At 45.2% G+C, this 14016-nt stretch carries 13 protein-coding genes and 4 pseudogenes; 13 read left to right on the top strand and 4 right to left on the bottom strand.

All coding sequences use genetic code 11. The features are described from left to right. Positions 1–221: pseudogene (locus V7K73_RS01060) on the bottom strand (hypothetical protein); the annotation flags it as partial. A gap of 564 nt (positions 222–785) precedes the next feature. Here V7K73_RS01060 and V7K73_RS01055 point away from each other — a divergent pair. Together V7K73_RS01055 and V7K73_RS01050 are read left to right on the top strand one after the other, a co-directional pair. Beyond that, positions 786–1571: pseudogene (locus tag V7K73_RS01055) on the top strand (ParA family protein). Then, on the top strand, positions 1564–2022 hold the full coding sequence (locus V7K73_RS01050; RefSeq protein WP_094333533.1) for a hypothetical protein: 459 nt from the start codon (positions 1564–1566) through the stop codon (positions 2020–2022). The pseudogene V7K73_RS01055 and the gene V7K73_RS01050 overlap by 8 nt, the downstream one beginning before the upstream one ends. 703 nt (positions 2023–2725) lie before the next feature. Here V7K73_RS01050 and V7K73_RS01045 read toward each other — a convergent pair. After that, positions 2726–3094 carry a transcriptional regulator gene (locus tag V7K73_RS01045; RefSeq protein WP_104906684.1) on the bottom strand — a complete coding sequence of 123 codons (369 nt, stop codon included), beginning with the start codon at positions 3092–3094 and terminating at the stop codon, positions 2726–2728. A gap of 283 nt (positions 3095–3377) precedes the next feature. On the opposite strand from V7K73_RS01045, the gene V7K73_RS01040 reads away from it, so the two are divergent. The 3 genes from V7K73_RS01040 to V7K73_RS01030 are packed head-to-tail and all read left to right on the top strand — an operon-like array spanning position 3378 to position 6293. Then, complete coding sequence (locus V7K73_RS01040; protein WP_334876326.1) at positions 3378–4271, top strand: MarR family transcriptional regulator; 894 nt, start codon at positions 3378–3380, stop codon at positions 4269–4271. Then, positions 4268–5623, top strand: coding sequence for a replicative DNA helicase (dnaB, locus tag V7K73_RS01035; RefSeq protein WP_334876324.1), 1356 nt, complete (start codon positions 4268–4270; stop codon positions 5621–5623). Before V7K73_RS01040 ends, dnaB begins: the two co-directional genes overlap by 4 nt. Then, positions 5586–6293, top strand: coding sequence for a hypothetical protein (locus V7K73_RS01030; RefSeq protein WP_334876322.1), 708 nt, complete (start codon positions 5586–5588; stop codon positions 6291–6293). Before dnaB ends, V7K73_RS01030 begins: the two co-directional genes overlap by 38 nt. 219 nt (positions 6294–6512) lie before the next feature. On the opposite strand, the pseudogene V7K73_RS01025 reads toward V7K73_RS01030, so the two are convergent. Beyond that, positions 6513–6686, bottom strand: a pseudogene (locus V7K73_RS01025) (IS701 family transposase); the annotation flags it as partial. Positions 6687–7211: 525 nt separating this feature from the next. Between V7K73_RS01025 and V7K73_RS01020 the strand changes: the two are divergent. Next, positions 7212–7580, top strand: a complete 369-nt coding sequence (locus tag V7K73_RS01020) for a Crp/Fnr family transcriptional regulator (protein ID WP_334876318.1) — start codon at positions 7212–7214, stop codon at positions 7578–7580. 30 nt (positions 7581–7610) lie between these two features. Here V7K73_RS01020 and V7K73_RS01015 read toward each other — a convergent pair whose 3' ends face one another. Continuing rightward, a complete protein-coding gene (locus tag V7K73_RS01015; RefSeq protein ID WP_334876316.1) occupies positions 7611–7802 on the bottom strand; it encodes a hypothetical protein in 192 nt (63 codons plus the stop codon). Between the two features lie 25 nt (positions 7803–7827). On the opposite strand from V7K73_RS01015, the gene V7K73_RS01010 reads away from it, so the two are divergent. The 7 genes and pseudogenes from V7K73_RS01010 (at position 7828) to V7K73_RS29740 (ending at position 14005) form a co-directional block, all read left to right on the top strand. After that, positions 7828–8391: a DUF3611 family protein gene (locus V7K73_RS01010; RefSeq protein WP_334876314.1), complete on the top strand. Its 564-nt coding sequence runs from the start codon at positions 7828–7830 to the stop codon at positions 8389–8391. A 31-nt stretch (positions 8392–8422) separates the two neighbouring features. Next, on the top strand, positions 8423–8947 hold the full coding sequence (locus V7K73_RS01005; protein WP_334876312.1) for a universal stress protein: 525 nt from the start codon (positions 8423–8425) through the stop codon (positions 8945–8947). Positions 8948–8969: 22 nt separating this feature from the next. Beyond that, entirely contained in the window at positions 8970–11378 is a 2409-nt protein-coding gene (locus tag V7K73_RS01000; protein WP_442936719.1) for a phosphoketolase family protein, read from the top strand. A gap of 58 nt (positions 11379–11436) precedes the next feature. Beyond that, positions 11437–11613: a hypothetical protein gene (locus tag V7K73_RS00995; RefSeq protein ID WP_292793293.1), complete on the top strand. Its 177-nt coding sequence runs from the start codon at positions 11437–11439 to the stop codon at positions 11611–11613. Positions 11614–11704: 91 nt separating this feature from the next. After that, entirely contained in the window at positions 11705–12151 is a 447-nt protein-coding gene (locus V7K73_RS00990; protein WP_334876310.1) for an RpiB/LacA/LacB family sugar-phosphate isomerase, read from the top strand. Between the two features lie 185 nt (positions 12152–12336). Next, positions 12337–13389 (top strand): class I fructose-bisphosphate aldolase, encoded by a 1053-nt coding sequence (locus tag V7K73_RS00985; RefSeq protein WP_334876308.1) that lies wholly within the window; start codon positions 12337–12339, stop codon positions 13387–13389. Beyond that, positions 13386–14005 (top strand): annotated as a pseudogene (locus V7K73_RS29740) (histidine phosphatase family protein). The gene V7K73_RS00985 and the pseudogene V7K73_RS29740 overlap by 4 nt, the downstream one beginning before the upstream one ends. Positions 14006–14016: the final 11 nt, after the last annotated feature.

Here is a 14016-nt window from a genome sequence, read left to right as displayed (position 1 = left end):
GTATTCCGGTCAAAATGATAACCTGTGCGGAAAGCTGATTCTCCAACTGTGTAAGCAGTACCGTTAAAAACTACCCGTCCGGGTACGTCTTCCATCTCAGATGTGGAAATATAACTCGGCACACGAACTACTTCAAAGCCATCGACAAAAAGTTTGAGGCTTCCATAACCGTTATCAAAGCCAGCAGGAAAAATTTTTTGTAAGGTATGAATGTTCGACATTGGGGGAAAGGTAATACGGTTCAATTTGTAAAAGTTAGCAGTTGAGGAGATATGGGGGAGCAGAGGATAGAAGAATAAAATGACTACCTCTTTTTTCTCCAGCCTCAAGAGCTTATCATACCCCCTTGGGGGCTAAGTGGGGTATAAAGTGTCAAACAGTCAAATATACCCCATAAGACCCCTATATATACCCTATGTAGGTGTTAAGTATTCATCAAAGTCCCAAACCATTTTGGGGTACATATAGCCCCTACATAGCCCCCAACAGCATTTTTTCAAGTTTTATTTTATTCATAAAATAAAACTGTTTTACTAGATTACGTCATTATACAATTTAGTCTTTTTTGAATGACTAAATTATGTCTTGACTAAAATCAGCAACAACTAAACGGGACAAAAACCTATCTTTACAGCTATCTTCTCGAAGAGTAGGACTTTTTGAGAGCTAAAGTAATGACTAAATAGCGTTAAGCACAATTTAGTCATTTATAAATGACTAAATTATATAATGACTAAACAACTTAAAAACAACATTATGCATTATGATATTGACTAATTTACACTATGCTGCTGGTAGTCAGTAAAATGTTAACTCTTACTTGTGCATCCTTGTCCGGTGGCCAGGGAAAAACAACTGTTGCAATCTTGTTGGGTAGAATGCTTGCTCAAACAGGACAGCGTGTACTGATGATTGATGCCGATCCCCAAGCGAACCTAACTTTTTACCTGGGGCACGAAGTTCAGCAGAATCAACCCACGCTTCTAGAAGTTCTCAAAAAACAGATCAATACTGAAGATGGTATTTACGAAATCGGAGAAAACCTATGGTTAATTCCTGCTGATGATGGATTAGATAATGCTCAATAATTTTTGTCTGGGAGCGGTATGGGAGCTATTGTTCTGAGCAAACGCTTAAAAGAGATATCAGATTTATTCCAATATTGCATTGTCGATGCGCCACCTCAGCGATCGCAAATCTGCCTTACATCGTTGGGGGCAGCTGACCATATTATCATTCCTGTAGAAGCATCATCCAAAGGTGTAAATTCTCTCATCCGAACTCTGAGTTTAGTTGAGGAGCTTCAAGAAATTGATGCTTTTTCAGGGATAGTGCTTGGCATCTTGCCATTCAGAGATAAATGGGTAGGTAATAACCAAGTCGCACAAAGTAAGGCGAGTATCAGTGCAATGCGAATAATTGCCGAAGAAATAGTCGTTTTACCTTCAATTTTAGAATCTGAACAATTTAAAAAGGCTATAGATAAAGGTGTAAGTTTGTCCTCTCTAGGCTTTGAACAACTCGAAACTCCTTTCCAACAAATTATCGAGAGGTTACAAAAGAATGTCTGATGTTTTTGAGCGCCTTAAGAAAAAGACACGTCCAAGTGTTCCAGCACGGGATACAACACTTGTAAAAGTACAATATGATAACTTACTAAATGACAAAATTACTGAATTTAGTCATTTACCTGAAAAACCAAAACCAGATTTAGATAGTGAGGAAGTAATAAACGATAAGGTAAGCACTTCTAATCAAGAACAGCAGTTAGAGTTAACCCAGATCATCAGGCGAACAATCAGGTTAGAACAGGATATTGATACCAAGCTAGATACGTTTTGCAATGTAAATAAAATTACTAGAGATACTTTCCTAGAAGCTGCATTTATCGTCTGCTCAGAAAATGAGGAATTATTGCAAGAGGTACTAAACCAAGCTAGAAAACGTTATCAACAGCGTAAACAAGCTGGTGAACAACGCAAATTTCAGACATTGGCTAAGAAAATTAACGTTAACGATTAAGTTAACCCTAATCCATTTGTGAGAGGTTAAGGTAATTGCACTAATATGGGGTAAATATAGCGTAGCTGACACTAGGGGCAAGATAGGCTAAAAGTATTACTGTATAAGCTTTTGAATATTGCTTTTAGATAAATCAACCAAGAGTTATTTGCTTCTTGTTAGACAAGACTATAACGAAAGAATAAGGGTTTTAGTCCTGTCATTAGCATACTACAAACCTTTGTTTTAGATAAAATTGTACTATCTTGCCCCTGGTGTCAGTTATGCTATATCTGCCCCAATATCTGGGATATTTGCAACTTGGTGGATAATTCCTCTTAGGTCAACTACCCTGCCGTAAGACGGACGGAGCTTCCCAATTCATCGGGAATAGCCTCCAGAACTCCGTAGTACTAGAAAGTCTGACATTCCCTCCAAGGGCAGGAGTCCTGGTTCCCAAGACCCAAATCTTTTTCTTGCGACACTTACCTATTAGCTTGGTTTTCGCTTACGGCATTGGTGGTCAAGACACTTAATATCTTACCAGAAAAACAAGTACGATTCGTCATCTATCTGATATTTGTTTTTGCTGTGCAAAAACAAATATCAGATGCAATCCTCATCCCCCGCTCCCTATCCCCACTTGTGCGTGTACGTTGAGGGTGGGGACTTCCGCAATGCGTTAAATCCTATAATCCTATTGCGAACGGTGAGCTATAAAGCTTTAAGTAAGGAACTGCACTGGATCTGTAGCCTCACGGCTGTTATTCACAAAAATATCAGCAATTAGTCGTAAAACTTCAGCTTGTTCTTCTGGAGGTGCTTCAGCAATCAGCGATCGCAGGCTAATTCCTGGCCTCTGACCAAATAACTCAGATAAATACCATACCCTAGCTTCTACCGGAATAGCCAAAAGTAGCGATATTAGTTTTGATGCTCCTAGATCCGCCTTCCCGCGACGAAAGCGTGATAACATTACTTCCGACACTTTAGCCTGTTCAGCAGTTTTCTTCGCTTCCAAATTGAAGCGATTCATCATCTCATCGAATAACTGCTGATAACTTTGAGTTTTTTCTGATACAAAACTTTGCATTGCTTTGCTAATTATACTTAAGTTTAACGGTTATACTATTTGATGTTTGATGAAACAACAACGATGATGTATACCCTAATCTTACCAAACTCTTGCTAGGAGTGCTTTTTTCCAGACATATCTTTAATCTTCAGATTACTAGCATAGCCATCAAATAAATACCTTGTCACGATTGAATATAAAAGTTCGTTGACTAAGTGTTAATGATGGACACCTAAAAAATTAGTCTCTATCCCAACGGATCGAGGTGAAATTTTGTCTTTTCATTTGTATTAGCAAAATTGTGACACAACCAAATTCAAAAATTCAGGGACGTTTCTATCCACTTCAGCATGAAGAATGGCTGAAAGCCTGCCGTGAACTCACACCAGCACAGAGGGATATCCTCTACTACATCCGAACCATTGATCCTTATAACCAAGGGATTGACATCAATGCCGCCGAGGTAGCTCGTAAGCTGTCAGCACCAGAGCGGATAGTCCACAGGCAAACTGTAAGCCGCGCTCTCAAGGAATTGGACACAAAGGGATTCATTGATCTAGAGCTATTGCAAGTCAGAACCAAGGTGAAGCCAAAGGGATTATGGTGCAATGACACACCCGAATTTCTTGAAGACACCGATGGTGTAATGACGCACCCAAGGTGTGATGACGCACCCAAGGTGTGTGAAGACACCGATGGTGTGATGACGCACCCAAGGTGTGATGACGCACCGAGCGCGATCGCCACGCACCACGCTGGATCACCACACACCACGATGGATCATGACGCACCATGCGCGATCGCCACGCACCATGCGGAGCCTGAAAGCCTTGTGGAAAGGGGATTACAAAACCCTAAGATCAATAAGAACTATTTAGACTTTATAAAGACTCTCTCAGAAGACGAGCGAGCGAATTTTTTGGAATTTTGTGAGGAAAAAACCAAAAATCTTAGCCAGCCAGTGAATGACATTGAGGCTTGGTTAGCTCACAAGAACAAAGCCGGAAGGAATCGCTGGGAAGTTTATTACGAAAAATATCTGGCTTCAAAACAGGTACAAGCCAAAAAAACTGAAACAAAAAATGCTCGAGATGAGTTCCGTCGAGAACTTGAAGAACGGCAGCGACAGGCTCAAAGAGCTTGGGAAGAGTCGCAAAGGCAAAATCTCGCTCTTGATACTGGAGGTGCGACGTGATTGATAAATTGCCACCCCAAAACATCGAAGCGGAAGAGGCGATTTTAGGCGGTATCATGCTTGATCCAGAAGCAATCGGTAGGGTGAGCGATCGCCTTATTCCCGAAGCCTTTTACATTAGTGCCCATAAAGATATCTATCAAGCCGTCCAGCGCCTTCATTGCTCTGGTAAACCCACTGATTTACTCACAGTTACAGCTTGGCTTACTGACCACGAAATGCTTATCCGTATCGGCGGGAGAAATAAATTAGCAACTCTGGTAGACCGCACAGTGTCAGCTGTCAACATTGACGCTTTAGCCGAGTTGGTAATGGACAAATTCGCGCGTAGACAGTTAATCAAGGCTGGAAATGAAATTGTACATCTGGGTTACGAGACAGAAACTGAGTTACCACAAATCCTTGACCAATCAGAACAGAAAATTTTCCAATTATCTAATCAAACCCTATCTTCAGACACTGAACACAACAGCACGATTAACGTTGCTGCTTACGAGGATTTAAATTCAGGAAACCCCATTTACCCTACAGGACTTCATGAACTCGATAATTTGATGGTGGGATTTGAAAGCGGCACACTTACCATAGTTGCTGGTAGGCCATCAATGGGAAAGTCCCAGATCGCCTTGTTTTTGGCTTTCCAAATGATACTACTCCACAATCTACCTGTGGTCATCTTCTCCTTGGAGATGACAAAGAAACAATTGGAGTACAGGCTGTGGAGTTTAATTAGTGTTAGCAACGCTTACAAGCATTTAGAGTTAACACCATTAAAAAGCGATCGCATCCGCAGACATCGCTCAGGTAATAAACCCCTAGCAGACTGGGAATTTACAAGCATTGCCAAAATCGTCGGTGTTGCTTCAGAATTACCCCTGTACATGAATGACTCAAGGGGCATCACCGTTTCACAAATTGCGTCAGAATGCCGTCAAATTAAGGCCAAAGAGGGAAAACTGGGGTTAGTTGTAGTTGATTACCTGCAAATGATGGCAGAGGACTCTGGAGGGAACCGTAGCTATGAACTAGGAGATGTGGCCAGGGGACTTTACAAAATGGCAGGGGAACTGGATGTACCCGTGTTAGCACTGTCGCAAATCTCTAGGGGAGTTGAGGGCAGACAGAATAAGCGCCCAATGATGAGCGACCTCAGCCAGTCAGGAATTCTAGAGATGGTTGCAGACAATATTATTCTCGCTTACCGAGATGAGTACTACAACTCAGATACTACAGATCAAGGAATATTAGAACTCATCATGGCTAAGGCACGACACGGTGAAACAGGCACAGCAACGGTATTTTTTGACAAGTCCTATGGAATTATCCAGAATTTGCGCTCCGGAAATATCTGAGTCTTCAAACTGCTGTCGAAACCATCCGCCTCCTGTATCGGAACTTTTACTGGGGGGTATTGATAATAGCCCTAGTAAAAACTCTGAACAAATAGAGATACCCCCCAGTAAAGATAACCCTAGTAAAAAGCGCAGAAATTGGGGTGAGGGTAATGGCACTATTCATTGGCGCACCATTACTAGGGGTGGAAAGGACTATCCCCAGGCTTATTATCATTGGCAAGAAAAAGGGAGAAAGAAGACCAAGTACATTCCTAAGCATTTACTTGGGGATATTCAAGAAGCAGAGTTCAAGAAGCGCCCAATTAGAGAAATTTTGGTATTACTGGGTGTTTTGCCTAGCCCTAGTAAAAACACATTACTGGGGGATATCGAAAACAGCCCTAGTAACGATGTCGAACAGTCAGAGATACCCCCCAGTAAAAATAGCCCTAGTAAAACTAGACGACACAAAGGATTAGGTAGTGGCTCCATTCAGTGGAAAACCATCACCCTTCACGGCAAAGATTATCCCCAAGCTTGGTATCACTATGAGTTTTGGAAGGATGGCGATCGCCTTGTTAAAAAGTGCAAGTATATTTCAAAACGACTATTAAGCAGAATAGAGAAGCTAGAAGCAGATAAAGCCCCAGTCAAAGAGATTTTGTCAGTATTGCGGGTAAAATTATAGAAAAACCTCAGAAAAGGCGCACAAATCGTAAATAACACTTAATTTGTTTTCACTGATTTTTCTTTATCACAGAACTAGCCCTTTCAAGGTGACTAACGAAGATATGTTGTTTCAGTGTGATCATCCTGAGTGATCCGCTCAGATTTTGGGCTTTTTGAAGGTTGAAATAACCAATCTTCGTTCGGAATTTCACCACCTTGAAAGGGCTAATCACAGAACTTAGGCATTGACAGGAGTCTGACTATGTGAGTTCAAACCCACCTTTTGTTCAAGATTTTCCAGAATGAAGTCACGAGCCACCTGAAGAGATAAATTTCTCTGGACTTCATACCAGTTTTCAATTAACTCTTGAGTTCGCATTAATTCTAGTTGAGCGAAAGCGCGGATAGCACTAATATTAAAGCAGGGAGATATGGCTGCATCTGGGGCTTGGGTAGCGCGTTATCAAGTTCGTCAAAATTTGAAGATCGATGCCGCGAATTGCAATTGTTTTACCCTAGTACCTCTCGACGTAAATACGCCTAGCTTTCACAAGGGTTTCAAATCACCGCTTTTTCATCAACTTTAATGGTGGGTTTACTTGCGCCAAGCTGTACTAGTGATTGATATCCCCTTATTTTCACAAGAAAAAGTATAACGTTTTGCTGTCAAAGATCGTGTTTGAGTAAATGTTTTAGTTGATGTATAAGTTATACAAATCCTCATAAAATATTCAAAAGTAGTAGATAAAATTTAAATTATTTACCTAGCAAGATACAAGAAGTATTTGATGCTTTCTGATTTAATGATATGTCAGGCAGCTAATCAGGAAATTTGCGAAGTTCGATAGTTAATCGACAGAAAGTAGTGTACTTTTCTGGGTTCGCCTAAAGCTATATAAAGGTTTCGTTTAAAAACAAAGAATTTGGGGTTGCTCTAATGCTAAGTCCTGTGTTAACAGTCAGTATCTTTCAAAAACAATCCGACCCTAAAGTATTTTCAGCAGGCCAAGTCATCTTTGAAGAAGGACAGCCTGGTGGTGAAATGTATGGGATTATTGAAGGAGAGGTAGATATATTAGTCAATAGCAAAATTGTAGAAACCATTGAGACGGGTGAAGTTTTTGATGTCGGGGTACTTGTAGGAGTTAAAAAGAGAACTTATACAGCGATCGCCAAGGTAGATAGCAAACTGGTTTTCCTTAATGAGGAAGAGTTTCTCTTTGCTGTTCAGGAAACACCCATGTTTGCTGTAGAGGTGATGAAAAGTTACTCAAAGCGTCTGAGTCGCTTGCAGCATCTGGTCTAAATCAAGTATCAACAGTGAATCAAAGGAGTCTTATTTATGAGTAAAAAGTTCATCAAAATGCAGGGCAAACGCATCTAAATTACTCTTGATCACAACGAAGGTTAAGAACCAACGAAAAAATCTTTCCTTTCGCGTTTGATTATTTTTTAAGCCCCAAAGCGATGCCTGCGGGGGGCTACGCCAACGCTTAATATTTTCGCAATAAGCAAAAGTTAATGACATTATTTTAACTCTATAGCAATACCTTATGTCTAGCTACCTAGAATCAAAATCTCATCCTTCAGAGAGGCAGCAAGCTGCTAGTTTACTGCAATCATTGGGGTGGACTGGATTTTGGATACAGTTTGTTTTAAGCATTGTTTCTGGACTGATTTTAGGGTTCGCGATTCTTTCACCGACTCTCAACCTCAATCTCAAATCAGGGATCGGTTTACTGTCCGTGATTGGTGGAATTGCGGCTTTAGGCTTAAGCATTTACTGGTTCTTTCGTTACGTTCATCTTGGGCAACAATTGTCAGCCCCGGAACCAGCTTTACATCCTAGCCGCAAGAAAATAATTCAAGTTTTACAACTAGGAGTTCTAGTCAACTTGGCAGCAATGTTACTGACGTTAGTCAGTATCGAAACAATTGTTGGAGGCTTGCTTCTCAAAACACTATCAGTTCCACCAGGAGCCGCTGTCTATCGGACAGGACAACTGATTGAGCCGATTGATATTTTTGTCGTACAAGCAAATATCAGTATGATTGTGGCTCAATTTGTGGGAATTGGAATTGCATTTTGGCTTGCAAGTCGTGTAGAACACCATTAGATAAGTGAGATGAACCTGAAGGCTCGAAATAATGAACTTTAAACGCATTCTGGTTGCCATTAATCATTCTCCTTTAACATCCATTGTGTTTGATTGGGCAGTCAATTTAGCGCAGCAAGAGCAAGCTAATTTGATGATCCTTCATTGCCTCGTAGATTTTACTGCGATCAATCCAGGATTCGAGTCAGGTGGGACGTTTGGACTCTATCCGATCAACACTGGGCTTTCTCAATCATTTCGCGAGGAAACACTTCAGCTAGAGATTGAGCAGGCAAAAGTTTGGTTACAAGAATACTGTCATCAGGCAACTGCCCGAAATATTTCTGCTGAATACCAACACAATTTTGGTGAGCCAGGGGCAACGATTTCTAGTGTTGCTCAAGAGTGGAATGCCGATCTGATCGTACTAGGTCGGCATGACCACTCAGCGATGGGCTACGCCCCGCTGGAAGCGATCGCAGAATTTTTCGTAGGTAGTGTCAGCAATCATGTCGTTGACCATGCGAATTGTTCTGTTTTAGTCATAAAAGATACAAATCCTGATAAAGATAAATAAAGAGGGAAGAACCGTGAAAGCAATTGATCGGACTAGCGTATTGAGCTTAGAAATTGGGCAATCAACCATAAAAACAAAGACCCTTTCACCAGAACTACTCCATAAGATAGATGCCTACTGGCGTGCCGCCAACTATCTGTCAGTTGGGCAAATTTATCTCTACGACAATCCATTGCTGAAGGAGCCTCTGAAACTTTCCCACGTCAAACCACTGGTGGTTGGACACTGGGGTACGACACCGGGACAGAACTTTATCTATGTACACTTGAATCGGGTAATCAAGAAATATGACCTAGATATGCTCTACATCGCTAGCCCTGGTCACGGGGGGCCAGCAATTGTGGGCAACGTTTACCTCGAAGGCACTTGGAGCGAAGTTTATCCGAACGTTACTCAGGACGAAGCTGGGTTGAAAAAGCTGTTCACGCAATTCTCATTTCCTGGTGGGATTTCCAGCCACGTTGCGCCGACAACGCCGGGGTCAATTCATGAAGGGGGTGAGTTGGGATACTCGCTCAGTCATGCTTTCGGCGCTGCCTTTGACAATCCCTCACTGATCGTCGCCTGCGTCATCGGCGACGGGGAAGCGGAGACGGGTCCCTTAGCGACTGCATGGCAGTCTAACAAGTTACTCAACCCAATTACCGACGGTGCCGTGCTGCCAATCCTGCACCTGAATGGCTACAAAATCAACAACCCAACCGTCTTAGCTCGCATCGAGCATGAGGAGTTAGAGCAATTTCTTAGAGGTTGCGGCTGGACACCTTACTTTGTGGAAGGCGACGAGCCGGAAAGAATGCACGAACTTATGGCCAGCACCCTGGACAAGGCGATCGCAGACATTCGGCAAATCCAAAGCAATGCGCGGAACCAGAAGGATACTACTCGCCCGCGCTGGCCGGCGATCGTCCTGAAATCACCCAAGGGCTGGACGGGACCGAAAGTCGTGGATGGTCTGCAAATCGAAGGCACATCGCGATCGCACCAGGTGCCGCTACTGGTGAACTCCGAGCATCCCGATCATGTCCAGCAGTTGGAAAGTTGGATGAAAAGCTACAAGGCAGAAGAACTGTTCGATGAAAACGGATGTCTCCTGCCAGAATTAGCTGAACTAGCCCCGAAGGGCGATCGCCGCATGGGTGCGAACCCCCACGCCAACGGCGGCATACTACTGCACGACCTGCAAATGCCAGACTTCCGCGACCACGCGGTGTATGTGCCTTCACCTGGTGCCGTTGACGGTCAAGATACCCTCGTACTGGGCCAATTCCTGCGTAATGTAGTCAAGCTGAATCAGCGGAATTTCCGCATCTTCGGTCCCGATGAGACACTCTCGAATCTTTTGGGCGCGGTGTTTGAAGTCACTAATCGTCAGTGGGAAGCGCGGGAAGAAAAAAATGATGAATTCCTCGCGCCAGCCGGACAAGTACTGGACTCGATGCTCAGTGAACACCAGTGCCAAGGTTGGTTGGAAGGCTATTTGCTAACTGGGCGGCACGGGCTATTCAACAGCTATGAGGCGTTTATTCGCATTGTTGATTCGATGTTCAGCCAGCACGCCAAGTGGCTAAAGGTAACATCGGAACTGCCCTGGCGACGGAAGATTGCATCGCTGAACTATCTGCTTGCCTCCCACGTCTGGCAGCAGGATCATAACGGCTTCACGCACCAAGACCCAGGTTTCCTCGACCACGTAATTAACAAGAAAGCCGATATTGTGCGTGTGTACCTGCCACCCGACGCGAACTGTCTGCTATCGGTTTTTGATCACTGCTTACGCAGCCGACACTATGTGAATGTGGTGGTTGCTGGCAAACACGCGCTTCCGCAATGGCTGAGTATGGACGCGGCGATATTGCATTGCACTGAAGGCATTGGCATCTGGCAATGGGCTAGCAACGACCAGGATACCGAGCCGGATGTGGTGATGGCTTGCTGTGGAGATACGCCGACGCTAGAGATTTTGGCTGCCGTTTCCATCCTGCGAGAACATCTGCCCGATCTAAAAATTCGGGTAATTAATGTTGTCGATCTGATGAAGTTGCAGTCCGAGAGCGAACACCCGCACGGACTGAGCGAAACGGATTACGATTCGCTCTTTACCAAAAACAAGCATATCATCTTTGGCTTTCATGGATACCCCTGGCTGGTGCATCGGCTGACTTACCGCCGTACCAATCGCAATCTCCACGTCCGGGGCTACAAGGAAGAAGGCACGATCACAACGGCTTTTGACATGAGGGTGCAAAACGACCTGGATCGCTTTCATCTGGTGCAAGACGTGGTGGATCGTCTGCTGCATTTGGGCAGTAAAGGAGCCTATCTCAAGCAGATGATGCAGGACAAGTTGATCGAACATAAGCATTACATCGACAAGCACGGCGAAGACTTGCCGGAAATCCGCAATTGGAAGTGGGGCAACCCCAAATGAAGGCACGTGCTTTCGTGTGCTGTTTCTACATTTTTGGAATTTTTCAAGGAGATCGAACATGACCACCCAGATTGAAGTTAAAGGTCGGAACACTCCGTTCACACTGGATTGGGAAGAGCGGCGCTGGCAGTCTTTGGAGAAGCCACAGGAGAGTGATTTTCCGTTGATCGCAGTTTTGGATGGCAAGCGCTATGAGCTGTATTCGGATGGAACATTCGCCGAGGTGGAGCGGTGAGTGAAAAGGCATCATTTCCAGCTTCGCAGCCCTGCGCCCCATTAGGTGCAACATCAATAGAGAAACCGCTCATCGGCTTGGGGGGGAAATAATGCACATTGGGATCGCGGCAGATCATGGTGGGTTTGAGTTGAAAGCGCAACTGACGGCGGCTCTAAAGGAGGCTGGCCACGAGGTTGAGGATTTTGGTGCTTATGAGTTGGTTAAAGGAGATGACTACCCGGATTTTGTTGTACCACTAGCCCAGGCGGTGGCGAAGGGCACAATCCTTCGCGGTTTAGCCATTTGCGGTAGCGGGGTAGGAGCTTGTGTTGCTGCCAACAAGGTAGCAGGCGTGCGGGCGGCATTAATCGCAGATTCATTCTCCGCTCATCAGGGGGTGGAAGATGACGACATGAATGTGATGTGTCTGGGCGGACAAGTCACCGGATATGCCGAATCCTGGGAATTGATTCAGACATTTCTGGCTGCTCATTTCCAGCAAGATGAACGTTTCCAGCGACGTCTTCAGAAAGTAGCGGCATTGGAATTGAGGTGAAAAGGAACTCTTAACGGGCAACAGAGAGAAACTTTCAGGGTAAACATACATTCTGACTGTACGCCAGCAAAAAATATGAAATCAAAGGTTGCCGAAATGATGATTGCACCTTCGCTCCTTGCCTCTTCACCTGATTCATTTCTTTGCATCCAAAAGATGCACCTTCCAAAGTGGAGCAACCCGAAATGAATGGCCAAAAGCTGATAGAAACCGCGAAGATGCTTGTTGCTGACAATAAGGGTCTGCTGGCAATGGATGAAAGTAATCCAACCTGTAACAAACGATTCGCAAAGCTAGGCATTCCGCAGACTGAGGAAGCCCGACGCGCCTATCGAGAGTTGATTATCACCACGCCCGGTCTTGGTGAATACATTAGTGGCGCGATCCTCTACGACGAGACGATCCGCCAGCAAACACCAGATGGCACTCCCTTTGTTCAAGTTATCATCAATGCGGGAATCATTCCCGGCATCAAAGTTGACATCGGTGCTAAGGATATGGCAGGTCATCCTGGAGAGAAGATCACCGAAGGTCTGGATGGCTTGCGCGATCGCCTCAAGGAATATGTTCAAATAGGCGCTCGTTTTGCCAAGTGGCGCGCGGTGATTACCATCGCCGATGGTATTCCCAGCCGGGGTTGCATCGAGGCCAACGCCCAAGCGTTGGCTCGCTATGCGGCGTTGTGCCAAGAAGCCGGACTAGTTCCCATTGTCGAGCCGGAAGTGCTGATGGACGGAGTGCATAGCCTGTCACGGTGCGGCGAGGTAACGGAGGAAGTTCTGCGAAGTGTTTTCAACCAACTCTACAGGCAAAGGGTGATGTTGGAGGGCATGATCCTGAAGCCCAATATGGTGCTTCCGGGATTGACTTGTTCTCAACAAGAATCGGTGGACGAGGTGGCTGATGCCACGGTGAACTGTCTCTTGCGGGCAGTCCCTGCTGCTGTTCCGGGGATTGCGTTCTTGTCGGGGGGACAATCCAGTGAACTGGCTTCGGCTCGTTTGAATGCCATGAATCTTAGATTCAAATTGCGTTCACCTACGGTGGGGCAAAGCCCATCGCCTTGGGCATTGGCGTTTTCCTTCGCCCGCGCCATCCAGCAACCAGCTTTGGAGATTTGGCAAGGCAAAGAGGCGAATGTGTCAAAGGCACAGCAGGCTTTGTTGCATCGAGCTAAGTGCAATTGGGCGGCGCGTCGGGGCGAATATAATGCCGCGATGGAAGGGACGGGAGCATGAAAACAAGTATACCTACCCCCCTACGCCTTTACCTGATTCGGCACGGCGAAACCGAGTGGTCGCTCAACCGTAAACACACAGGTCGCACGGATATTCCGTTGACTGCAAACGGCGAGTCCGAGGCACGGGAACTTGGCAAGCACCTCCGGGATATCCAGTTTTCCCATGTGCTGACCAGCCCACTCAAACGCGCCCAACAAACCTGTGCGTTGGTCGGGCTAGATCAAGTCCCGGAAATTGAACCGGATCTGGTCGAATGGGACTATGGTGATTACGAAGGAAATCCGTGGATATTCGCAAGGAGCGCCCGGACTGGACTATTTTTCGGGACGGTTGTCCCCACGGTGACATGCCCACCCAAATTTCCGATCGTGCTGATCGACTCATCGCTCGTCTGCGTTCCCTGGATGGCAATATCGCCCTGTTTTCCCACGGTCAGTTCGGCGGCATTCTGGCTGCACGCTGGATCGGATTAACGGTGGATGAAGCCCAACATTTCCCCCTTGGCACCGCATCGATCAGTATTTTCGCCTTCGACCCCCACCACTCCACAGTGCCAGTTATCGCTTTGTGGAATGCTTCTCATGAAATACTCAACTGCCAAAAGCTTCTGTAAACAACCAAGGG

This window comes from Nostoc sp. (genome assembly GCF_036916975.1).
Lineage (GTDB): Bacteria > Cyanobacteriota > Cyanobacteriia > Cyanobacteriales > Nostocaceae > Nostoc.
The sequence above is the reverse complement of the archived record's forward strand: the minus strand, read 5'-3'. Positions and strand labels throughout refer to the sequence as shown.

Excerpts from the sequence above, each read along its gene's own strand:
- V7K73_RS00985 (WP_334876308.1), top strand. The coding sequence starts at position 12,337 with ATGAATGGCCAAAAGCTGATAGAAACCGCGAAGATGCTTGTTGCTGAC.
- V7K73_RS01030 (WP_334876322.1), top strand. The coding sequence starts at position 5,586 with ATGGAATTATCCAGAATTTGCGCTCCGGAAATATCTGAGTCTTCAAAC.
- V7K73_RS01045 (WP_104906684.1), bottom strand. The coding sequence starts at position 3,094 with ATGCAAAGTTTTGTATCAGAAAAAACTCAAAGTTATCAGCAGTTATTC.
- V7K73_RS01050 (WP_094333533.1), top strand. The coding sequence starts at position 1,564 with ATGTCTGATGTTTTTGAGCGCCTTAAGAAAAAGACACGTCCAAGTGTT.
- V7K73_RS00995 (WP_292793293.1), top strand. The coding sequence starts at position 11,437 with ATGACCACCCAGATTGAAGTTAAAGGTCGGAACACTCCGTTCACACTG.
- V7K73_RS01010 (WP_334876314.1), top strand. The coding sequence starts at position 7,828 with ATGTCTAGCTACCTAGAATCAAAATCTCATCCTTCAGAGAGGCAGCAA.
- V7K73_RS01020 (WP_334876318.1), top strand. The coding sequence starts at position 7,212 with ATGCTAAGTCCTGTGTTAACAGTCAGTATCTTTCAAAAACAATCCGAC.
- V7K73_RS00990 (WP_334876310.1), top strand. The coding sequence starts at position 11,705 with ATGCACATTGGGATCGCGGCAGATCATGGTGGGTTTGAGTTGAAAGCG.
- V7K73_RS01015 (WP_334876316.1), bottom strand. The coding sequence starts at position 7,802 with ATGTCATTAACTTTTGCTTATTGCGAAAATATTAAGCGTTGGCGTAGC.
- V7K73_RS01005 (WP_334876312.1), top strand. The coding sequence starts at position 8,423 with ATGAACTTTAAACGCATTCTGGTTGCCATTAATCATTCTCCTTTAACA.